Below are 21,119 nucleotides of genomic sequence, written 5' to 3' on the forward strand. Positions count from 1 at the left end.
CACCACGCCATGAGCAGCAACGAGATCGCCACGGTCAGCAGCACCCAGGCCGAGCAGGTCGCCCTGCTCTCCACCCCGCCGGACGCCCGCGACGTCAGCGCCGAACTGGCCGCACCGCCCCGGCGCAAGCTCCCCTGGATCAGCCTGGTGCTGGCGGGTGGGGTGATCGCGACGAGCGCGTTCGCGGGCGGGGTCTGGTACCAGCAGAACAACGGGGACACGGGCGGGAAGTCCTCCCGGCCTGCGGCGGCGGCCGGTGCTCAGCGCCAGGGTGCGGGCGGCGGCGGGTACGGGCAGGGCGCTGGTGGGCAGAACGGCCGCCGTGGGGGCCAGGGCGCTGGGCAGGGCTCGGGCGCCGGCCAGGGTGGGCAGCCCGGGTTCGCCCGGGGCACGGTCAAGGCCGTCGACGGCAGCACCGTGTACCTGACCGACGCCAACGGCAACACCGTCAAGATCACCACCGGCTACGCGACCAAGGTCCAGCTCAACAAGGAGGGCAAGGTCGCCGACCTCCAGCCCGGCCAGACCGTGACCGTCGTCGGCACCCCCGACGCCAACGGTGGCTACACCGCCAGCCAACTCGTCGAAGGCAGTGCCGCCGGAGGCTTCGGCGGCGGCAACCGGAACCCGTCCGGCGGCTGACCCGGAGCCCGACGGACGAAACCGCGAGGCCCTCGCCCTTTCCCGGGCGAGGGCCTCCGCGTGTTCATCTCAATGCCGCCAGGCCTCGTCCCGCTCCAGCTCGCGGAGCAGGTGAAGGAGGTTGAGGAGAGTGCTCACGGGCGCGTTGCCGAAGTCGACCAGGAGCCGCCCGTCGAGGGTGGACTCGCCGGCCGAGGCGGAGCCCCAGAGCAGTCCGTACGGAAGCCCGCGCCGGTGCAACTCGCCGAGCAGGGTCGTGATTTGGGGAGCGGAGTAGTCGTGCATCCGGGGGTCGTCCGGGGCGATCGGCGGCCGGGCGGGGCTCACGCGGCGGAGTCCAGCTCATACCAGACCGTTTTGCCACGTTTCTGCGGGTCGACGCCCCAGCGGTGGGTCAGGCAGGACACGAGCTGGAGGCCCCGCCCGCGCTCGGCGAGTCGGCTGAGGGACTGCTCATGGGGCAGCGCGTCGCTCTCGTCGGAGACGGAGACCCGGAGGGTGCAGCCCAGGAGCGAGAAGTAGACGACCGGCGCGGGGGTGGCGGCGTGCCGCCAGGCGTTGACGATCAGCTCGGCGAGGGCGAGTTCGGCGTTGAAGATGGTCTCGGAGTCCCAGGAGGCGCGGAGCAGGACGTCTCGGAGGGCCTGCCGGGAGAGGGTGAGCGAGGGGGTGTTACGGGTGCACACGGGAACCTCCACGAGGCTGTGGTGTGGGAGTAGGGCATACGACCGTGAGCCAGGCCGGGTGACGGTTGCTCTTCGGCGTGCGGGCAGCAGGCGCCTACTGCCCTGGATGAAGGCATTGCTGACGATCCGTAGGATCCATCTGGCAACGACCATAGCGCGGCCAGCCACAGATTTGTGGCGATCCGCAAGAAGTTCCCCCGAACGTGGCAGCCGCTCTGAGGCAGACTGTTCCCATGGCACTTCGATCGAACCCAACTCTCCGCCAGCGGCGGCTGGGTGCCGAACTGCGCAGGATGCGGGAGCAGGCCGGTCTTGGCGGCAGCCAGCTCGCCCGTGCCCTGGGCATCAACCCCGCCCATGTGACCCAGATGGAGAGCGGGAAGACCGGCATCAGCGTCGAACGCCTGCGCACGATTGCCGCGTTGTGCATGTGTGTCAACGAGCCCTTGATCGATGCGCTGGCGGACATCATCACGGACCGAGACAAGGGCGGTTGGTGGGAGGAGTATCGCGGACGTCTCTCGCAGGACTTCCTTGAGGTCGCCGAGATGGAAGGTCACGCACGAGGGCTCTCGGCCTACACGATGGCCTTCGTCCATGGGTTGCTTCAGACGAACGCCTACGCCTCGTCCATCTTCACTCGTTCATATCAGCGTCTACCGGCTCACGAGGTCGATCTGAGGGTGGCCTTTCGCCTGCGGCGTCAGCACATCATTCGAGAATCGACTCCATTCGCCGCGTACATCCATGAAGCGGCGCTGCGCATGCAGTTCAGTGGAGCCAAGGTCCAGGCCGACCAGCTTGGTGCCCTTCTCGAAGCCTCCGAGCAGCCCAACATCTCGATTCGAGTCGTGCTGTTCGACGTCGACGATATTCCGCTCCCGAATGAGAACTTCACGTACGTCGAAGGGCCGATCCCTGAGCTGGACGCCGTACAAGCGGACTCGGGCGTCGGCAACCTGCTCTTCGACGCACCAGCCCACACAGCCCGATTCCGGTCACTGCTTGCCCAGATCGGGTCGGCTGCCCTCTCGGAGGAGGATTCCCGAGAGTTTATTCGATCCATCAAGAAAGACATGGAAAGCAAAAATGCGTAACTCTACCTGGCAGAAGTCAAGTTACTCGGGATCGAACTCCGACTGTGTTGAGGTTCGTGCGGTCGATGAAGTGATTGAACTCCGTGAGTCCGACGAGGGTGACGTCATCGTCCGGACCACCGCCCCCAGGTTCGCTGCCTTCCTCCGGGGCGCGAAGGCGGGGGAGTTCGACCACCTCCTCCCACGCGCCTAGCGAATGGATCCGGCGGCCCCTTGCTCCCTGGCAAGGGGCCGCCGGTGTCCGTGGCTCAGGTAGTGCCGTCCGGCGCCGCTTCGGGCTTGGTGTGGAGGATTTCGCGGGCCTGGTCGGCTGCGCGGGCGATGCTCTCGGAGACGAAGTCGAGGAAGCGGGCGATGTTCTCCATGCGGGCGCCGGCCGGGGTTCGGGCGCCGAGGACGTCGACGCCCTGGCGTGCCGTTCCGACGAGTTGGGCGGTGGAGCGGGCGCTGGCCATCATCGACTGGTACCAGACGTCGTCGTCGACGACGTACCGTTCGCGGCGGCGTTCGCCGGGTTCCCGGCGGATGAGGCCCTGGCTGTCGAGGAACGCGATCGCCTTGGAGACGGACGCCTGGCTGACCTGCAGTCGCTGGACGAGTTCGGACGCGGTGAGGCTGCCCGGGTCCGTGAGGGTGAGGCAGGCCATCACTCGGGCCGTCATCCTGGGCATGCCCGTGGCCATGAGGACGGTGGTGAACACCTCCTCGTACGCGCGTACCGCCTCGGCGTCTCGTCCGTGGGCCTGCGGGGGCGCGTCCGCTTCTCGGGGCGCGGGCTGCCTGCGGCGCTGGGTGCGGCGCTCGGTGGCGCGGTGGGCGAGGTCGGCGCGGTAGGAGGTCGGGCCGCCATTGCGGATCACCTCGCGGGTGATCGTCGAGGTCGGGCGGTCGAGGCGGCGGGCGATCTCCGCGTAGGCGAGGTTGTCGGCCAGTCCCAGTGCGATCTGCCGGCGTTCCTGCTGGGTGAGCCTGCCTCCCGGCATCGCGGCCTCCTTCGTGGTTCGTGGTGCCTCCAGAATAGCGTTCATCATCATTTCATTGCAACGAACCAGGCAGGGGATGTTGCATTCTTTTCAGGATCGATGCAATGATTCCACTGCTTTGACCTGCGGAAATGTCATTTTCACGCAACGAAGCCATTGTCCGATCCTTGAATGCAACGTAGCTTTTCTCTCGTCAGAAACGCCGGGCCGCAAGAGCCCGCACCGCAGCACAAGGAGCAGCACGATGCACTCGTTCAACACCCCCGCCCCGGTCGCCGTCGTCCTCGACATCCCCGCCGGGCACATCCGCTTCATCGCCTCCGACCGGGCGGACACCACGGTCGAGATCCTCCCGCTGGACTCCTCGAAGAGCCGCGACGTGAAGGCCGCGGAGAGGGTCGAGGTCGCCTACGCCGACGGTGTCCTGCGGATCGAGACCCCGGCCGCGACCAACCGGATGCTCGGCAACTCCGGCTTCGTCGAGATGACCGTCCAGCTGCCGGCCGGCTCCCGCGTCGAGGGCAAGGCTGCCGGCGCCGAACTGCGCAGTGTCGGCCGCCTCGGCGACGTCACCTTCGAGGGCGCCCAGGGCTCGGTCAAGCTCGACGAGACCGCGAGTGCCCAGCTCACCCTCCAGGACGGCGACATCACCGTCGGCCGCCTCGGCGGCCCGGCCCGCCTCACCACCCAGAAGGGCGACCTCCGCATTGCCGAGGCCGTGCGCGGCCTCGTCACCCTGCGCACCGAGCACGGCGGCATCTCCGTCGGCACCGCCCCCGGCGTCTCCGCGACCCTCGACGCCCGCACCGCCTACGGCCGCATCCACAACACCCTCAACAACACCGCCGGCGCCGACGCCGACGTGACGATCGAGGCCACCACCGCCTACGGCGACATCACCGCCAGCAGCATCTGATTCCCCCTCAACTCCGCCCCCACCAACCCAGCCCACGCGAAGACAAGGAACCGACCGTGAACGACCGCCCCGAACTGCAGAACGCCATCCAGGCCTTCGTCGACGCCGGCTTCGCCGGGATACAGATGCGCGTGAACGACGCGCAGGGCGAATGGACCGGCAGCGCCGGGATCCGCAAGCTCGGCGAGACCGCCAAGCCCGAAACCGACGGCCGGTTCTGGATCGGCAGCAGCACCAAGACCTTCGTCGCTGCCCTGGTCCTGCACCTGGTCGCCGAGGGCACCATCGCGCTCGACACCCCGGTCGCCGACCACCTGCCGCAGTTCGGACTCGACCAGCGGATCACCGTACGGATGCTGCTCCAGCACACCAGCGGCGTCTACAACTCCTCCGGTGAACTCGACCCCGACGGCACCTTCGTCCAGGGCCTCCCCTCGATCGGCAAGGACTGGGTGGACAACCGTTTCCGCACCTACCAGCCGGAGGAGATCGTCCGCTTCGCCCTCGCCAAGCCTGCCCGTTTCGAGCCGGGCGCCGACCAGAGCTACTCCAACACCAACTACACCCTCGCCGTGCTCCTGATCGAGCAGGTCACCGGCCGCTCCTACGCCGAGGAGATGCAGCGCCGGATCCTGGCACCCCTCGGCATGCGGGACACCTTCGTCCCGGGCGACTCACCCGAGCTGCCCGAGCCGCACGCCCACGGCTACTACCGCTACCAGGACGAGGACCAGTGGAAGGTCGTCGACGTCACCCGCCAGAACCTCTCGCTCCTCATCGGCGCCGGCGACCTGATCTCGACCACCCGGGACCTGCACACCTTCTTCGCCGGGCTGCTCGGCGGCAAGCTCCTGCCCGCTGCCCTGCTCGACGAGATGCGCACCCCGCACGGCATGCTCGGCTACGGCTTCGGCCTGTTCATCCAGGACCTCGGCCCCGAGAGCGGCGGCATCACCATCGTCCACCACAACGGCGGCGCTCCCGGCGGCTACGGCGCACTGATGATCAGCAGCCCCGACGGCTCCAAGACCCTCACCGCCGGACTCACCACCGGCGACTCCGCCTCCAACCCGGCCGAGACCTTCCCCCAGGCGCTCGACGCCCTCATCAAGGCCGTCTTCTGCTGACCGCCGAGCGCCGGGAGGCTCACAGGCCGGGTACGTGGTGGCCGTTGAGGCGCCAGAGGGCCGCGCTGTACCAGAGCAGGGCGATCAGGACGATCAGCGCTCCGCCCGCTACGGGCAGGGCCCAGCCGGGGAGCCTGTGGTGCCTGACCACGATGACCTTGGTGACGAACGCGCCGTAGAGGAAGCACCCGGAGAAGCTGTGCAGGGCGATCCGGCTGTCCGTCAGCTGTACGCCGTAGGCGTTGATGCAGTGGTAGGCGATCGGGAGGGAGAGCAGGAACGCCCCCAGGCCGACCAGCCGGTGACCGGTCCGGACCGGACGGGGTGCGGCACGCAGACCAGGGAGCCGGCCGTACATCCAGAGCGCCAGCAGGAGTTGGACCAGTGCGAGGCCCAGCAGGGCGGTGCCGAGCTGGGCCTTGAGCAGGTTGGCGTCGTCGAAGCGGCGGCCGAAGAGGCTGCTGGCGTAGTCGGGGGTGTGCGCCCGGCCGTACCAGAAGAGGCCGGCCGTGACGGCCACCGGCAGGAGCACCCACAGGAGGCCGGATGCCCGCCGCCGGGATCGGAACGGCCGTTCGACTCTGTGCATCCGCTCAGCTGCCCTCGACCTTGTTGCCGGCGACGTTGACCACGTACCACTTGGCACCGAAGGCGCTGGACTCCTCGCCGTTGGTGTCGCCCTTGGCCGTGTCGCCCTCGAAGTAGTAGAGCGGGTGGCCGTTGTAGACGACCTGGGACGTGCCGTCCTTGCGGGCGGCGGTGGTGATCTTGGTCTGGTCGGCGCCGTTCGCGGCGGTGGGGGTGCCGGTGGTCAGCAGGGGCGGCCAGGCGGTGGCGCAGGCGTCGTAGCAGGTCGGGGTGGGCGAGGTGTCCGCCTCGAACAGGTAGAGCGTCTTGCCCTGGGAGTCGACCAGGATGTTCTTGAACTTGCCGGCGGTGGCCGCCCCGACCACCGCGCCCGCGCCGGTGGCCCCCGCGGAGGGGGTCGGGCTGGTGCTCGGGCTCGCGCTCTCCGTCGGGCTCGCTGCGGCGGTCGGGCTGGCGGAGGCGGCCGCCGTGGACGTCGCCGCGGGGGTCGGGCTCGCCGTGGCCGTCGACTTCTTGCTGCTGGAGCAGCCGCCGCAGGCCACGGTGATCAGGGCGACGACGGTGACCGCGGTGGTCACCGTGCGGGAATTTCTCATGGCTTCTCTCCGGCCGAGGTGGGGATGGTGGCACCACTTCAGCCTGAACGGGCCGGGCCGCCGCGCCAGGCACGCCAGCGGGTAGGCAAGGCGAGCCGGCCGTTAACCCTGATGGCCCACGGCGACACACCGCGCCGGGCCGAGGGCCTGTCCAGCCCCACCCACCGGTACGCACCTGTACGGCCGAACCCGTACCCGGTCGACTTCCCGCGACGCCCCCGACGCGGTGGCTACGCCGGCCGCTCCTGGCCGATGGCCCGCAGGACATCGGCGAGCCACACCAGGTGGTAGCCGACGGCGCGGTCCTCGTCGGCGAGTACGTCCTGAACGTGCCGCCACGACTCCGAGAGCTGCCCGATCGTCAACTCGCCGGGCTCGCCGGTGACGTCGTACATCTCGCCCTGCGGCACCGCCCAGAAGTACTCGGCCTCCAGCGGGACGTCTCCGCCCCCCGCCGCCGTCTCGACGCGCCGCATCAGCACCTCGAACGCCCTGCGCAGCTCGTCAACGGACACGGACAGCGGTTCTCCACTCATGGACCCCATGATGAGCCCCGGCCCGGCGCGGGAAGTCGGCCGGGCCGACTTCCCGCGCTGCGCCGGTCAGCGGTCAGCGATCGGCGGTGAGCTTGCCCGCGGCGCCCCAGTTCTCCGCCTGGTACTCCTGGATCCACACGAACACGCTCTCGGCGGGGACCTCCAGGGCCTCCACGAACGCGTCGGTGACCTTCTTGACCAGCTCGCGCTTCTGCTCGACGTTGCGCGGGCCCTGCTGGATGGTGACGATCGGCATCTTCGGCTCCTCGACTGGGTTCCTCTTGGTTCCTCCGCCGGTTTTCCGGCTGAGACCAGTCCACCCGATCAGGCCTCCCCGACCCAGACCCGATTCGCTCTGACAGCGATCACGAATCCTGATCGTCGCAGGTCGGAGACGTTTTGCGACAGGCCTCGACGAGAAGTCGGGGGAGCGGAGCGGAACGCCGTACGGCGAGCGAGGTCGGCAGGGCCAGCGGGGAGCGGCAGGGGCGGAAGGCGACCCGGCGTGCGTTGATCATGCGGGCGTTCGCGGCGTACACCACCGTCCACATCGGGATCCCGGTGCCGATCGCGGCCAGGGTGTCCTGCAGCGTGCTGTGCGCCGGGCCGAGGACCGGCTGGAAGCCGGCCTGCCGGCAGGCGTCCATGACCAGGTCCACCAGGGCCGGGTGGTTGCGGTGCTCGGTCAGCCGGAGCGGAAGGTCGGCGAGGTCCGCGAGGTCGACCTCCGGCCGGTCGGCAAGCGGGTGCCGGGCGGGCAGGGCGAGCAGCAACTCGTCCTGCCAGATGGGCAGGAAGCGGAGCTCGGGGCTGCTGTCCGCCATGGCGCCGCGGACGAAGGCGGCGTCGAGGCGGCCGTCCGCGAGCCGGGCGAGCCGCTCCCGGACGGGGACGGCGTGGAGTTCGACGCGCACGCCGGGGGCCCGGCGCTGGTAGGTGTCGAGGATCTGGTCGAGCCGCTCGCCCAGGCCGGTGATGGTGCCGAGCCGGAGCACGGCGGGGGCGGCGAGATCGGCGGCGAGGGCGCGGGCGGCGTCCTCGGCGGCCAGGACGTCCCGGGCGGCGGGCAGGAAGCGTTCCCCGGCCGGGGTCAGCCGGACGTACCGGGGCGAACGGTCGAACAGCGGGACCTTCAACTCCCGTTCCAGGGACTTGACCTGCTGACTGACGGCGGGCTGGCCGAGTAGCAGCCGCTCGGCCGCCCGGCCGAAGTGCAGCTCCTCGGCGACGGCGACGAAGCAGCGCAGCTGCCGTAGCTCCATGCGGTCCCCCTGCTCCTGTGCCGGTCGCTCCTGTGCCGACGGACCCATGGTCTCGCAGGCCGGGGCCGGTCGTCCCACGGCCCTCTTCCCTCTCGGTTTTCCTCTCGATTCACAAGCCTTGTCCCGCTGTTCCCGCCTTCGCGACGATCGGCTCGCCGGTCGCGGGGAATGCAGGACGGCCGGCGTCTCTGCCAAGCAGCTGACCGCTGTGGCCCCGACGTTCTGCGACCACCCAGGAAGGGACCGACCGGGCATGGTGACCGTTCTCCACAGTGACGACCAACTCCTGCGTGCCAGAGCCGACGCGGGCCCGGCGCTCGAACGGTCGGGCGCGGCTCCGTCCTCCGCCGCCCTGCCGAGCCTGCTGGCCGACATGCTCGACGCGCTCGATGTCCGGCCCGGCGACCGGGTGTTGGAGATCGGCACCGGCGCCGGCGACCTCACGGCCCTGCTCTGCCGCCTCGCCGGCGCGGCCCACGTCACCACCCTCGACCGCAGCGACCGCCTGGCGGCCGCCGCCCGCACCCGGCTGTACGAGGCCGGCTTCGAGTCGACCGTCCTCCGGGCCGACGGCGCCGACGGGCACCCGGCCGCAGCGCCGTACGACCGGATCATCGCCACCTGCGGCGTCCCCCGCCTGCCCCTGGCCTGGCTCGACCAGTGCGCCCCGGGCGGCCTCATCGTCGCCCCGGTCGCCGGCGCGGTCGCCAGACTGACCAAGCGCCACGACGGCCGGGCGGCCGGCCGCTTCCTCCCCCGCCCGGACGCCTTCCCGCCGCTGCACCCGGCGGAGGCCGCCGAGCCCGCCCCCCTCGACCCGCAGGCCCGCCGCCGGGTCACGGAACTCGACGCCCGCGTCCTGGACCACCCCGGCTTCGCCTTCTGGGCCGGCCTGCGCCTCGCCCCCACCGTCACCCGCAGCGGCCACACCCTCCACGACCCGGCGGACGGCTCCACCGCCCACCCCGAAGGCCCCTCCACCGTCGCCCTCGGCGGCCCCCGCGACCTCTGGCGCCTCGTCGAGGCCGCCCACCGCAACTGGCTCGTCCACAACCGCCCCCGCCCCGAGTGGTTCGCCGTCGAAGCCGGCCCGGAAGCCCAGTACGCCGCCTACACCGCCCCCAACGGCACCACCACCCGCTGGACCCTCTGACCGCCGCCGCCCGGTCGAGTCGGCCGTGAAGATCACCGGTGAGGTGGTCGCCAGCCCGCAGGTGAAGCTCGGCGGTCTGGAGATCGTCCCGTCCCGGGTCGAGGTCGTCTCGCTCGCCGAGCCGAAGCTGCCGATCGACGAGAAGACCGGCATCGACCAGCGCCTGGACTGGCGGTTCCTCGACATCCGGCGCCCTTCCCAGCACCTCGTCTTCGACGTCCAGACGACCGTCGAGCGGGCGATGCGCGAACTCGCCGCGGAGGAGGGCTTCACCGAGCTGCACACGCCCAAGCTGATGGGCACCGCCTCCGAGTCCGGGGCCGAGGTGTTCGAGGTCGGGTACTTCGGGCGCACCGCCTACCTCGCCCAATCGCCGCAGTTCTACAAGCAGATGGCCATCGCGGGCGGCATCGACCGGGTCTTCGAGATCGGGCCGGTGTTCCGGGCCGAGCCGTCGTTCACCTCGCGGCACGCCACCGAGTTCACCGGCGTCGACGTCGAGATCGCCTGGATCGACGGCGTCGAGGACGTGATGGCCTTCGAGGAGCGGATGCTGCACCGGGTGCTCACCGCCGTGGCCGAACGCCACGGTGAGGCGATCGCCGAACACTTCGGCACCCGGGTCGTCGTCCCGGAGCTGCCCTTCCCGCGCATCACCATGGCCGACGCCCAGGCCAGGCTCCGCGCCACCGGCTGGGACCGGGAGGGCGTCAAGGACGACCTCGACCCCGAGGGCGAGCGGGCGCTGTGCGCGCTGATCGCCGAGGAGACCGGGCACGAGTTCGTGTTCGTCACCCGCTTCCCGGCCGCCGTCCGGCCCTTCTACCACCTGCGGCCGGAGGACGACCCGACCGTCACCGAGTCCTTCGACCTGCTGTGGAAGGGCGTGGAGATCACCACCGGCGCCCAGCGCGAGCACCGCCACGAGCGGCTGGTCGCCCAGGCCAGGGAGAAGGGCATGGACACCGGGCCGCTCTCCGGCTACCTGGACTGCTTCCGCTACGGCACCCCGCCGCACGGCGGCCTCGGCCTCGGGCTCGGCCGGCTGCTGATGCTGGCCCTCGGGCTGCCGTCGATCCGGGAGGCGACGTTCCTGTTCCGGGGGCCGCACCGGCTGGAGCCGTAGGGCCGGTCCTCCGGGGCGGTGTCCATCGGGCGTCTACTTCGGCGTCATTGTGGCACAAATCGCCGCGCTGACATGCGTGTTGACTGATCGTCTGCCGACGTCCCGGACCGTTGTCGGAGTCCGGTCACGGACACCGGCGCCCACCCGTCCGGGGGCGCCGGCCGACGATCCAGGAGGACCCCCATGTCCCGCATCCCCTTCCGCACCCGCGCCGCGGCCGTCGCGGCCCTGGTGACGGCCGTCGCGCTGCCCCTCGCGGGCTCGGCCACCGCATCGGCGGTGGTGCCGACCGGCGTGCAGCAGGCGCAGAGCTCGGTCCAGTCGGCGGACTCGCCCGTGACGTGGGCGTCCAAGAACGGCGGCTACGTCCAGATCAACTGGACCCCGCCCTTCAACGTGGGCAAGTACGACTGGATCGGCCTCTACAAGCAGGACCCGGGCGCCATCGGCATCAACAGCTACGTGGACTGGCAGTGGGCCTACAACCACGGCACGTCGTACGTGACCAGCGCCGCGGCGGTCAGCGGGGACTACTGGACCGCCTACATCTCCTACGACTACTCCTCGGGCCAGTACCGCATCGTCGAGTCCCACAAGTCCACGATCAGCTGAGCCCGTGGCCGTGTCGATGAGGGCGGCGGCCCTCACTCTTGCGCTGCTCTGCGCGCTGCCGGCCACGGCTGCCTCGGCGGCCGGGCCGGTGGTCCCGGCGGTGGCCGCCGAGGCCGTCGCCCGGTCCGCGCAGGGCACCTGGGCCGTCGCCATCCACGTGAAGGAGACTCAGGTCATCACGATCGGGTGGGACTACGCCGGGAATCCGGTCGGCAAGTACGACTGGGTCGGGTTGTACTCCTGCGACCCGCAGGAGTGCGGCGTGAACAACTACGTCTCGGGCGCCTGGCAGTGGGCTTCGTCCGGCACCTCGTACACCTTCACCCGGGCTCTCACCGACTCGCTGGTCGGCCCGTACTGGACGGGCTACGTCTCCTACGACTACGCCTCCGGCCAGTACCGCCTGATGTCCTCGCGGATGAACCTCCTCGCCTGAGCGAGGGCCCGTACCCCGCACGTGAAATCCATCCAAGGAGATGACCATGAAGGTCTCAAGGAAGGCCCTCGCCAGGGGCGCGACGGCGGTCCTGCTCGCCGGGCTGGTCGTGGCCCCGGGCGCGGTCCAGAGCCCGGCGGCGGCGACGGTCGCGTTACCGTCGCCGTTCACGCCGCAAACCGCTGTGAGCGCCGTCGCGGCCCAAGTCGGCCTCCCGGAAAAGGAGGTGGCGCAGCGGCTGGCCGCTCAGGACGGGCTGTCGAACACCGCCAAGGCGTTCCGCGCCGCCCAGGGCGCGAAGGCCGCGGGCGTGTGGCTCGACGTGATGCGCGGCGAGGTGCACGCGAACGTGGTGGACGACGAGGGGGAGCGCGCGGCGAAGGCCGCCGGCGTCATTCCGCAGCGTGCCGCCTACACCACAGCGGACCTCAAGGAGGTCTACGAGCGGCTCAACACGTTCGGGCGGAAGGGGCTGATGCCGCAGGACAGTTCGTGGGAAGTGGACACCACCGCCAACCGCGTCGTGCTGGACCTGCCGGCCGGAAGGGACGCCGACGAGGTACTGCGCGCGGCCGGTGTCACCGGAGCCGACCGCGCGAAGGTCAACGTCACCGCCCACCAGGGGGCCGCCATCGCCCGTACCGGTCTGGTCGGGGGTGACGGTCTTAAAGGGGACAACAAGGACGAGGTCTGCTCGGCCGGCATCATGATCCAGCAGGCTGGTCAGACCTACCTGATGACTGCAGGGCACTGCTGGGACGTCGGCACGGTGATCCGGCGCGACGACAACTGGCCCGATCAGTGGGGCAACACCCGCATCGGAGTCGTGACCAACAAGGAGCTCCCCGCCTCGGACTACGCGCTGATCAGGGTGGACAACCCGCGAGCGTGGCACCCCACGGGGAAGATGATCAAGACGGACGTCGCCGACGTCTACAACTTCTACAACAGCTACGTCGCCGACCCGCAGGCCACGATGGAAAAAGGCATGTGGACCTGCACCTCGGGCGTGCGGACCGGCTGGAAGTGCGGCCCGTTCAACAACGCCGACGCCAGCATCACCACCAAGGAAGGCACCACCGATCACTTGATCAAGATCGATGAGATGAGGTCGCGCGGCGGCGACAGCGGGGGAGCTGCCATCTTCGGCGACAAGGCTCTCGGCACGGTCGTCGGGGGCTCGACCAGCGACTTCCCCCCCTTCTACACCTACGTCCAGCCACTCTCCACGGTCGCCCGGGACTTCCACAACGACATCTCCACGGTGGACTGGTCGCAGTGGTGATCGCTTCGAACCGTGGGTGAGTGACGCGGAGCACCCGGCAAGGCGCAGGAAGTCGGCTCGGCCGACTTCCTGCGCCTTCGCGTTCCCCGGGAGTGAGGTGGGTCATACCGGCTACGGCACAGGGCGGGCAGAGTCTCCAGGGGGCGCACTGGACGTGCTCACGCCCGTGCGCACACCATCGAGCGCCTGCCTAAGGGCTTGTGGCGGCAAAACCGACCGATAAGGTGTTAATCCAACATTCATCCATGCCGCGTAGCCTCCGAGGGCTAGCCTCATGCTGAACGTCCCCGTCCGACCAGGAGGCGAAAGCCCCGTGCAAGGCACTGTCACCACACCCGGCGGCTCCGCGGTGGCCGGGGGCCAGGGCGAGGCGTTCCTGCTCGTCGTGGACGACGAGCCCAACATCCGCGAACTGCTCGCGGCCTCGCTGCGCTTCTCCGGCTTCCGCGTCGCCTCCGCCGCCAGCGGCACCGAGGCGCTCGACCTGATCGCCGCCGAACGCCCCGACCTGGTCGTGCTCGACGTGATGCTCCCCGACCTCGACGGCTTCACCGTCGTCGAGAAGCTGCGCGAGCGCACCAGCCGCGGCCAGATAGCCGGGCCGGCCCACGGGCACCCCGGTGACCACCTGCCAGTGCTCTTCCTCACCGCCAAGGACGGTGTCGGCGACAAGGTGCAGGGCCTCGCCGCCGGCGCGGACGACTACGTCACCAAGCCGTTCAGCCTGGAGGAGCTCATCGCCCGGATCCGCGCCATCCTGCGCCGGGCCGGCGGGCCCGCCGAGGACGGCCGGCTGGTCGTCGCCGACCTCAGCCTGGACCCGATCGCCCACGAGGTCACCCGCGGCGGCACCCCGGTCGCGCTCTCCCCGACCGAGTTCAAGCTGCTGCACTACCTGATGGCCAACGTCGGCCGGGTCGTGTCCAAGGCGCAGATCCTCGACCACGTCTGGGCCTACGACTTCGGCGGCGACCTCTCCATCGTCGAGTCGTACATCTCCTACCTGCGCCGCAAGCTCGACTCCGGCCCGGCGCACGGCCCCAAGCTGATCCACACCGTGCGCGGCATCGGCTACGCGCTGCGCCGCCCCCCGCAGGGCTGACCGGTCCGGTACGTGTTCGCCCGGTTCACCTCACGGCTGTCGCTGCGCGTCCGGCTGCTGGTGCTCGCGCTCGCGCTGGTCACCACCGGCCTCGTGGTCAGCGACACCTTCGTCCTCGGCACCGTCCGGGGCCAGCTGGTCGAGCAGTTGGACGAGCAGCTCCAGCGGTACGGGCTGCCGCTGTCCCGCAAGCCCCCGGTCCAGGTGGCCACGCCGAACGTCGGCAAGCCCGCCGTCACCACCGGCCGGCGGGTCGGACTGCCCAGCCAGTACCTGGTGCAGTACCTGTCCGCGGACGGCAAGGTCCAGGCGGTCATGCGCCAGCCCGTCTCCGACAGCGACCCGGCCCCCCAGCTGGTCGGCCTCGACCCGACCCGCACCGCCCCCGACGTCCCCTTCGACCTGCCCGACCAGCGCGGCCACCACAGCTGGCGAGTGCTCGTACTGCCGCTCCAGGCGCCCCGCGGGCAGGCCGTCGGCCCCAGCGCGTACGCCGCGCCCGCGGTCACCCCGACCTACGTCATGGTCGCCGTCTCCCGCGAGGACATCGACGCGACCCTCGTCAAGCTGAACACCTCCTTCCTCGCCATCGGCGGCGCCGTCCTGGTGCTGAGCGCCGCGCTCGGCTTCTTCGCCGTACGGGCCGGGCTGCGGCCGCTGCGGCGGATCGAGGCGGGCGCCGCCCGGATCGCGGACGGCGAACTCTCCCACCGGATGCCGGAACTCTCCCGGGGTACCGAGGTCGGGCGGCTGTCCATCGCCCTCAACGGGATGCTCACCCAGATCGAGGCGGCCTTCGCGGCCCGCGCCGAGTCCGAGGCCCGGATGCGGCGCTTCGTCGCGGACGCCTCGCACGAACTGCGCACCCCGCTGGCCGGGATCCGCGGCTTCGCCGAGCTGTACCGGATGGGCGCGCTGCCCACCGAGGCGGACGTCAAGCGGACCATGACCCGGATCGAGAGCGAGGCCAACCGGATGGGCGCCCTCGTCGAGGACCTGCTGGTCCTCGCCCGGCTCGACGAGGAACGCCCCCTCGACCTCGCTCCGATGGACCTGCGCACCCTCGCCGCCGACGCCCTGCACGACCTCACCGCGCTCGACCCGAGCCGCCCCGTCGCGCTCACCGGCCCCTCCGGTACGGGCTCCCCCGGCGCGGCGCCCGTCCTCGGCGACGAGGCGCGGCTGCGGCAGGTGGTGACCAACCTGGTCGGCAACGCGGTCAAGCACACCCCGTCCGGCACCCCGGTGCGGATCGGGGTGGGCGCCGGAGCCGACGGCGTCTGCCTGCTGGAGGTCGCCGACACTGGCCCGGGCCTCACCGAGGAGCAGGCCCAGCAGGTCTTCGACCGCTTCTACCGGGTCGACGCCTCGCGCAGCCGCGACAAGGGCGGCGGCGCCGGACTCGGCCTCGCCATCGCCACCGCCCTCACCCGCGCGCACGGCGGCACCCTCAGCCTGCACACCGCACCGGGCGCGGGCGCGACGTTCCGAGTCGAACTGCCCAACAACGGCGAGCGGCCTGCCTGAGGACCGGCCTTCCGGCAAATTGTCGACTCGTCAATTCTGCTGACCGACCCGGCAATTCCACGGCCCGCTTCCTGCCGGAATCCGGCATGGAGCGTCAAGAATGCGTGTGCCTATGATCGGCACGGCCCGGCCGTCAAGATCCTCCCGCCGCAAGCCGGCCGCCCGCTCCACCTCCTGACCCACCCCGGTTCGCGCCCGCTCGGGAGGAGGTCGCGAACCCATTCGGAACCGCAGGACAGGCCCCGGCCCGTCCTGCGGTTCCGGCATTCCCGGCCCCGAAACTCCTCGATCGGGTGAACCGGAACTCGTTCACCCGGTCAGCCCCTCGGTCGTGTGCGACCGTGCAGCCATTGCTTGTGCGGATTCGTGCGAGCTGATCACACTGGACGGGAAATGGGGTGTTCCCATGAGCGCGCTCGTTGCCGAGAGGGCCGTCGCAGAGAAGGCCATCGTCGAGAGGACCGTCGCCGTGAACCTGGACGAGGTGTTGTGGCAAGCGTGGAAGTCCCTGGATGTGCCGGAGGGCTTCCGAGCGGAGATCATCGAGGGGACGATCACGTTGTCACCCACTGGCGGGCATCGCCACTTCAGCCTCAACCGGCGGTTGGACAAGGCTCTGGACCGGTTTTTGGACGGAACTGATCACGGCTCCGCCCAGGACGGCAACGTGATTGCCGGTCTCAAGGTCCTGATCCCGGACGTCTTCGTTGCGCCAGATGACAGCGAGACGGTTGAGCACCCCGAGGGCCTCGGCGTGTTGGCATCGGGTGTCGTTCTGGTCGTCGAGACCGTCTCGCCCGGGTCTGAGGCCAGGAAGCGAGACCACGTCCTGAAACACCGCGCCTACGCTGCCGCCGGCATCCCGGTGTACGTGATCATCGACGACTACGACGACGGTGGCGCCGTCACCATCCTCACCGAGCCGGATCGCGACCGCCGTGCGTATGCCTCTTCGACTCGTATCCCCTACGGCAAGGAGGCCGTGATCCCCGAGGGCCCCGCCAAGGGCTTCGTGATCGGCCCCGAGATCACCGGCGAGCGCCGTGGCTGAGCCCGCGGTGTCGTTCAAGCGGGACCTGTCGGAGTGGCGGATCGTCCTGGTCGCGTGGCGGCTGCTGGTGTTGCAGGCGGCGGATCCGGTGGTGGGGGCCGGGATGGCGGAGCACTCCACGTACCGGGCGCATCCGTGGCGGCGGGTGGAGCACACGCTGGGGAGTGGGCGGCGGCTGTTCTACCAGGACGCGGAGACGCTGCGGCGGGAGATCGCGCGGCTGGAGCGGGCGCACAAGCGGATCCGGGGCACGGCGGCGGACGGGCGGCCGTACGACGCGCGGGACGCCGGGACCAGGGCGTGGGTGCTGCTGACGCTCTTCGAGTGCGTGGCCACCATGCGCCGGCTGGGCGGGGACGGCTACGACGAGGCCCAACTGGAGCATGCGTACGGGGAGTTCAAGGAGGCGGTGGCCGCCTTCGACCTCCCGGAGGGTAAACTGCCGGCCACCGCCAAGGACTTGCCGGGGTACTTCGCCCGATATGCCCGCGAGCGGCTGGAGTTCACCGAGGGGGCGCGCTACCTGATGGGGGACCTGCTGCGCGAGGCGCCCCGGCCGCGGCGGTTGTGGTTCCTCGGGGACGCCGGGTGGCGGGTGGTGCGGGGCCTCGCCGCCCGGGTGGTCACCGAGCTGACGGTGGCGGACCTGCCGCCGGCGGTGCGCGAGCGGTTCGGGCTGGTCCGCACCCGGCGGGCCGCGCTGCTGTCCTTCGTCCTGCACCGCGGCGCGGGCGCGCTCGTCCCGCTGCTGCCGGACCGGCTGCGCTACCGCTCCCCGGAGGAGCAGCGCCCGGCGGGCCGCTACCGCCCGCACCGCCGGGACACCCGCGGCTCCCGGGTGGACCGCTTCTTCCGCGAGGTGCTGGACCAGACCGGCGACGGTTTCATCACCGCACACGACCTGCGGGCGATGGCGCACAACGTGTGCTGGCAACTGGAGCTGGACGAGGCCGCCGAGGCCCGGGTGTACGGCGCCTTCGAGGGCTGGTGGGAGCAGCTGCGCGCGGTGATGGACGCCGACGGGGACGGGAGGGTCAGCCGGGAGGAGTTCGTGGCGGCCACCGTGGCGGGTTGCGACCGGGACGGGGCGTACCTGGAGGAGGGGCTGCTGCCCGCGCTGCGGGCGGTGTTCACCGCGGCCGACACCGACGGCAGCGGGTTCCTGGAGTTCGACGAGTACCGCGTGGTGTTCGGCGGCCCGCGGGTGCACCCGGCCGAACTCTCGCACGGTTTCCGGCAGTTGGACACCGACGGGGACGGGCGGATCACCCGGGAGGAGTTCCTGCGGGGCTTCACCGAGTTCTTCACGGCCCGCGCGGACTCCGTCTCGGGCACCCAGCTCCTCGGCCGGGCGTAGGACGGCCGGGCGTAGGACGGCCGCGTAGGACTCCCGCCCAGCACGCCCCGCCCAGCACGCCCCGCCCAGCACGCCCCGCCCGCCGACGCGAGCGGGGCGTCGGCCTGTCAAGCGCCGGTTCGGCCAAGAAGCGCGCGCCGTCCGCCCGCTCGTTCGTTGCCCCGGCCCGGGCGGTTCCGCAGACTGTGCGCACCGCACCGCACCCCGTGACGCAGCGCCGCGCGCACTGTGACGCAGCGCACAGGGCTGTCGACCCCACCCCACCTGCAGTTCCGCCGTAAGGATGGTGGATACTGGCCCTTGTGAACGTGTTCACGTTCACAAGCGGGCAAGCTTGCGCGGCTTGGCGGCGGTCCACGGCTATAGAAGAAGTTTGTCCGGAAGGTGCCCGTCATCACACGGGCAGGTTGGGAGAGAGGGCGACGTGGAACTGGCAATCGCTCACGAGACCATCGCGCGATGGCAATTCGGCATCACCACCGTCTACCACTTCCTCTTCGTTCCGCTCACGATCAGCCTGGCCGCGGTCGTGGCCGGCCTGGAGACCGCCTGGGTGCGGACGAACAAGGAGAAGTACTTCCACGCGACGAAGTTCTGGGGAAAGCTCTTCCTCATCAACATCGCGATGGGCGTCGTCACCGGAATCGTCCAGGAATTCCAGTTCGGCATGAACTGGTCCGACTACTCCCGCTTCGTCGGCGACGTCTTCGGCGCCCCGCTCGCGATGGAGGCGCTGATCGCCTTCTTCTTCGAGTCCACCTTCATCGGCCTGTGGATCTTCGGCTGGGACAGGCTGCCGAGGAAGATCCACTGCGCCTGCATCTGGATGGTCGCGGTGGGCACCGTGCTCTCCGCCTACTTCATCCTGGCCGCCAACTCCTGGATGCAGCACCCGGTCGGCTACTCGATCGACCCGGTCACCGGCAAGGCCCAGCTGACCGACATCGCCAAGGTGCTGTTCCAGAACACCACCCTCACCGTCGTCGCCCACACCCTGACCGCCGCCTTCCTCACCGGCGCCGCCTTCGTGGTCGGCATCTCCTCCTTCCACCTCTGGAAGGCCAAGCGCAAGCCCGAGACCGCCGACGCCAAGAAGACCGCCTCGATGCGCACCTCGCTGCGGCTCGGCCTGGTGCTCGCCGTCGTCTTCGGCGCCGGCACCGCGCTCAGCGGCGACGAACTCGGCAAGGTCATGTTCGAGCAGCAGCCGATGAAGATGGCCGCCGCCGAGGCCCTGTGGGACACCCAGGCGCCCGCGCCGTTCTCGATCTTCGCGGTCGGCGACGTCAGCAAGGGCCACAACTCGGTCGAGCTGGAGATCCCCGGGATACTGTCCTTCCTCGCCCACAGCGACTTCAGCTCCGCCGTCCCCGGCATCAACGACACCGCGGCCGCCGAGGCGGCCCAGCACGGCGGCGACCCCAAGGACTACATCCCGAGCATCTTCGTCACCTACTGGGGCTTCCGCCTCATGATCGGCTTCGGGATGACCTCCTTCGTGGCCGGCCTGATCGGCCTCTGGACCACCCGCCGGAAGTTCCTGCTGCGCCCCGAGTTCCGCACCGGCGACACCGAGGTGCCCCGGCTGATGCTCACCCCGAAGCGGGAGATGGGGCCGCTGCTCACCAAGTGGAGCTGGCGGATCGGCATCCTGACCATGGGCTTCCCGCTGATCGCCAACAGCTTCGGCTGGATCTTCACCGAGATGGGCCGCCAGCCCTGGGCCGTCTTCGGCCTGATGACCACGGCCAGCGCCGTCTCCCCCAAGGTCGGTGTCGGCACCCAGATCGGGGCGCTGGTCACCTTCACCACGCTGTACGCGATCCTCGCGGTCATCGAGGTCCGACTGCTGGTCAAGTACGCCAAGGCCGGCCCGGTGGTGACCGAACAGCCGCCCACCAAGGACCCCTCGCTGCGCGGACCGTCCGTCGGCGAGGACCCCGACAAGCCGCTCGCCTTCGCGTACTGACCACCGCCGAACCGAGGATCACTGGGGAACTGAGGATCTGACATGCAACTCCACGACGTCTGGTTCGTGCTGATCGCGGTCCTGTGGATCGGCTACTTCTTCCTGGAGGGCTTCGACTTCGGGATCGGCATCCTGACCAAGCCGCTGGCCCGCAACACCACCGAGCGGCGGGTGCTGATCAACACCATCGGCCCGGTCTGGGACGGCAACGAGGTCTGGCTGCTGACCGCCGGCGGCGCCACCTTCGCCGCCTTCCCGGACTGGTACGCGACGCTCTTCAGCGGCTTCTACATCCCGCTGCTGGTGATCCTGGTCTGCCTGATCGTCCGCGGCGTGGCCTTCGAGTACCGGGCCAAGCGCGACGGCGCCCGCTGGCAGCGGAACTGGGAGGAGGCCATCTTCTGGACCTCCCTCCTCCCGGCCTTCCTCTGGGGCGTGGCCTTCGCCAACATCGTGCGCGGCGTGGACATCGACGCGCAGAAGAACTACGTCGGCACCCTCGGGGACCTGCTGAACCCGTACGCGCTGCTCGGCGGCCTGGTGACGCTCGCCCTGTTCACCTTCCACGGCGCGGTGTTCGCCGCGCTCAAGACGGTCGGCGAGATCCGCGAGCGGGCCCGCAGAGCCGCCCTGCAGGCCGGGCTGGCGACCGCCGTGCTGGCAGCCGCCTTCCTGATCTGGACCCAGGCGGACAGCGGCAACGGCCGCAGCCTCGCCGCGCTGGTGATCGCCGTGCTGGCCCTGGCCGGCGCCCTGGTCGCCAACCAACTCGGCCGCGAGGGCTGGGCGTTCGTCCTCTCCGGGGCGACCATCGTGGCCGCGGTCGCGATGCTCTTCCTGGCGCTCTTCCCGAACGTCATGCCGTCCACCCTGAACGGCGGCTGGAGCCTGACCGTCAGCAACGCGTCCTCCTCGCCGTACACGCTGAAGCTGATGACCATCGTGGCGGCGGTGTTCACCCCGCTGGTCCTGCTCTACCAGGGCTGGACGTACTGGGTGTTCCGCAAGCGGATCGGCGTCCAGCACATCCCCGGGCACAACCCGGCCGCCCCGCTCGACCAGGCCTGA

At 70.4% G+C, this 21,119-nt stretch carries 23 protein-coding genes and 1 pseudogene; 16 read left to right on the forward strand and 8 right to left on the reverse strand.

Features of this window, described 5'->3' with window-relative positions; translation table 11 throughout:
- Positions 1 to 9: 9 nt before the first annotated feature.
- Positions 10 to 642 (forward strand): DUF5666 domain-containing protein, encoded by a 633-nt coding sequence (locus tag OP86_RS36455; protein ID WP_051829748.1) that lies wholly within the window; start codon positions 10 to 12, stop codon positions 640 to 642.
- A gap of 69 nt (positions 643 to 711) precedes the next feature.
- On the opposite strand, the gene OP86_RS06340 is transcribed toward OP86_RS36455, so the two are convergent.
- Positions 712 to 969 carry a hypothetical protein gene (locus tag OP86_RS06340; protein ID WP_030055509.1) on the reverse strand — a complete coding sequence of 86 codons (258 nt, stop codon included), beginning with the start codon at positions 967 to 969 and terminating at the stop codon, positions 712 to 714.
- Positions 966 to 1,328, reverse strand: coding sequence for an ATP-binding protein (locus OP86_RS06345; protein ID WP_051829749.1), 363 nt, complete (start codon positions 1,326 to 1,328; stop codon positions 966 to 968). The genes OP86_RS06340 and OP86_RS06345 overlap by 4 nt, the downstream gene beginning before the upstream one ends.
- 233 nt (positions 1,329 to 1,561) lie before the next feature.
- Between OP86_RS06345 and OP86_RS06350 the strand changes: the two genes are divergently transcribed.
- On the forward strand, positions 1,562 to 2,425 hold the full coding sequence (locus tag OP86_RS06350) for a helix-turn-helix domain-containing protein (protein ID WP_030055507.1): 864 nt from the start codon (positions 1,562 to 1,564) through the stop codon (positions 2,423 to 2,425).
- The gene (locus OP86_RS06355; RefSeq protein ID WP_030055506.1) at positions 2,418 to 2,618 is read left to right on the forward strand and encodes a DUF397 domain-containing protein; all 201 of its coding nucleotides are present in this window, start codon (positions 2,418 to 2,420) and stop codon (positions 2,616 to 2,618) included. The genes OP86_RS06350 and OP86_RS06355 overlap by 8 nt, the downstream gene beginning before the upstream one ends.
- Before the next feature lie 55 nt (positions 2,619 to 2,673).
- Here OP86_RS06355 and OP86_RS06360 read toward each other — a convergent pair whose 3' ends face one another.
- Positions 2,674 to 3,408: a GbsR/MarR family transcriptional regulator gene (locus OP86_RS06360; protein WP_030055505.1), complete on the reverse strand. Its 735-nt coding sequence runs from the start codon at positions 3,406 to 3,408 to the stop codon at positions 2,674 to 2,676.
- A gap of 244 nt (positions 3,409 to 3,652) precedes the next feature.
- On the opposite strand from OP86_RS06360, the gene OP86_RS06365 reads away from it, so the two are divergent.
- Together OP86_RS06365 and OP86_RS06370 are read left to right on the forward strand one after the other, a co-directional pair.
- On the forward strand, positions 3,653 to 4,324 hold the full coding sequence (locus tag OP86_RS06365) for a DUF4097 family beta strand repeat-containing protein (protein WP_030055504.1): 672 nt from the start codon (positions 3,653 to 3,655) through the stop codon (positions 4,322 to 4,324).
- A 56-nt stretch (positions 4,325 to 4,380) separates the two neighbouring features.
- Positions 4,381 to 5,451, forward strand: coding sequence for a serine hydrolase domain-containing protein (locus OP86_RS06370; RefSeq protein WP_030055503.1), 1,071 nt, complete (start codon positions 4,381 to 4,383; stop codon positions 5,449 to 5,451).
- A gap of 19 nt (positions 5,452 to 5,470) precedes the next feature.
- Here OP86_RS06370 and OP86_RS06375 read toward each other — a convergent pair whose 3' ends face one another.
- From OP86_RS06375 to OP86_RS06395, 5 genes are all read right to left on the reverse strand, one after another.
- Entirely contained in the window at positions 5,471 to 6,040 is a 570-nt protein-coding gene (locus OP86_RS06375) for a DUF6529 family protein (RefSeq protein WP_051829751.1), read from the reverse strand.
- Positions 6,041 to 6,044: 4 nt separating this feature from the next.
- Complete coding sequence (locus OP86_RS34235) at positions 6,045 to 6,635, reverse strand: COG4315 family predicted lipoprotein (protein ID WP_063832306.1); 591 nt, start codon at positions 6,633 to 6,635, stop codon at positions 6,045 to 6,047.
- Positions 6,636 to 6,865: 230 nt separating this feature from the next.
- Complete coding sequence (locus tag OP86_RS06385; RefSeq protein WP_030055500.1) at positions 6,866 to 7,171, reverse strand: hypothetical protein; 306 nt, start codon at positions 7,169 to 7,171, stop codon at positions 6,866 to 6,868.
- Positions 7,172 to 7,244: 73 nt separating this feature from the next.
- The gene (dmpI, locus tag OP86_RS06390; protein ID WP_030055499.1) at positions 7,245 to 7,427 is read right to left on the reverse strand and encodes a 4-oxalocrotonate tautomerase DmpI; all 183 of its coding nucleotides are present in this window, start codon (positions 7,425 to 7,427) and stop codon (positions 7,245 to 7,247) included.
- A 109-nt stretch (positions 7,428 to 7,536) separates the two neighbouring features.
- Entirely contained in the window at positions 7,537 to 8,433 is an 897-nt protein-coding gene (locus tag OP86_RS06395; protein ID WP_030255370.1) for a LysR family transcriptional regulator, read from the reverse strand.
- 253 nt (positions 8,434 to 8,686) lie between these two features.
- Between OP86_RS06395 and OP86_RS06400 the strand changes: the two genes are divergently transcribed.
- The 11 genes and pseudogenes from OP86_RS06400 to cydB all read left to right on the forward strand — a co-directional run bounded on the left by OP86_RS06400 (position 8,687) and on the right by cydB (position 21,119).
- Positions 8,687 to 9,586: a methyltransferase domain-containing protein gene (locus OP86_RS06400; protein ID WP_051829752.1), complete on the forward strand. Its 900-nt coding sequence runs from the start codon at positions 8,687 to 8,689 to the stop codon at positions 9,584 to 9,586.
- A 16-nt stretch (positions 9,587 to 9,602) separates the two neighbouring features.
- Positions 9,603 to 10,712 (forward strand): annotated as a pseudogene (aspS, locus tag OP86_RS06405) (aspartate--tRNA(Asn) ligase); the annotation flags it as partial.
- Between the two features lie 183 nt (positions 10,713 to 10,895).
- Entirely contained in the window at positions 10,896 to 11,324 is a 429-nt protein-coding gene (locus OP86_RS06410; RefSeq protein WP_030055497.1) for a hypothetical protein, read from the forward strand.
- Between the two features lie 4 nt (positions 11,325 to 11,328).
- The gene (locus tag OP86_RS06415) at positions 11,329 to 11,760 is read left to right on the forward strand and encodes a hypothetical protein (RefSeq protein WP_030255381.1); all 432 of its coding nucleotides are present in this window, start codon (positions 11,329 to 11,331) and stop codon (positions 11,758 to 11,760) included.
- A gap of 40 nt (positions 11,761 to 11,800) precedes the next feature.
- The gene (locus tag OP86_RS06420; RefSeq protein ID WP_157849678.1) at positions 11,801 to 13,045 is read left to right on the forward strand and encodes a S1 family peptidase; all 1,245 of its coding nucleotides are present in this window, start codon (positions 11,801 to 11,803) and stop codon (positions 13,043 to 13,045) included.
- 313 nt (positions 13,046 to 13,358) lie between these two features.
- Positions 13,359 to 14,147 carry a response regulator transcription factor gene (locus OP86_RS06425; RefSeq protein ID WP_234434774.1) on the forward strand — a complete coding sequence of 263 codons (789 nt, stop codon included), beginning with the start codon at positions 13,359 to 13,361 and terminating at the stop codon, positions 14,145 to 14,147.
- Between the two features lie 12 nt (positions 14,148 to 14,159).
- Positions 14,160 to 15,674, forward strand: a complete 1,515-nt coding sequence (locus OP86_RS06430) for a sensor histidine kinase (RefSeq protein WP_030055493.1) — start codon at positions 14,160 to 14,162, stop codon at positions 15,672 to 15,674.
- 406 nt (positions 15,675 to 16,080) lie between these two features.
- Positions 16,081 to 16,725 (forward strand): Uma2 family endonuclease, encoded by a 645-nt coding sequence (locus tag OP86_RS06435; RefSeq protein WP_030055492.1) that lies wholly within the window; start codon positions 16,081 to 16,083, stop codon positions 16,723 to 16,725.
- Entirely contained in the window at positions 16,718 to 18,082 is a 1,365-nt protein-coding gene (locus OP86_RS06440; protein WP_030055491.1) for an EF-hand domain-containing protein, read from the forward strand. Before OP86_RS06435 ends, OP86_RS06440 begins: the two co-directional genes overlap by 8 nt.
- Positions 18,083 to 18,506: 424 nt before the next feature.
- Positions 18,507 to 20,051, forward strand: a complete 1,545-nt coding sequence (locus tag OP86_RS06445) for a cytochrome ubiquinol oxidase subunit I (protein WP_030055490.1) — start codon at positions 18,507 to 18,509, stop codon at positions 20,049 to 20,051.
- A gap of 42 nt (positions 20,052 to 20,093) precedes the next feature.
- Positions 20,094 to 21,119 (forward strand): cytochrome d ubiquinol oxidase subunit II, encoded by a 1,026-nt coding sequence (gene cydB / locus OP86_RS06450; RefSeq protein WP_030055489.1) that lies wholly within the window; start codon positions 20,094 to 20,096, stop codon positions 21,117 to 21,119.

The sequence above is a fragment of the Streptomyces novaecaesareae genome, from assembly GCF_000716875.1.
Classification (GTDB): domain Bacteria; phylum Actinomycetota; class Actinomycetes; order Streptomycetales; family Streptomycetaceae; genus Kitasatospora; species Kitasatospora novaecaesareae.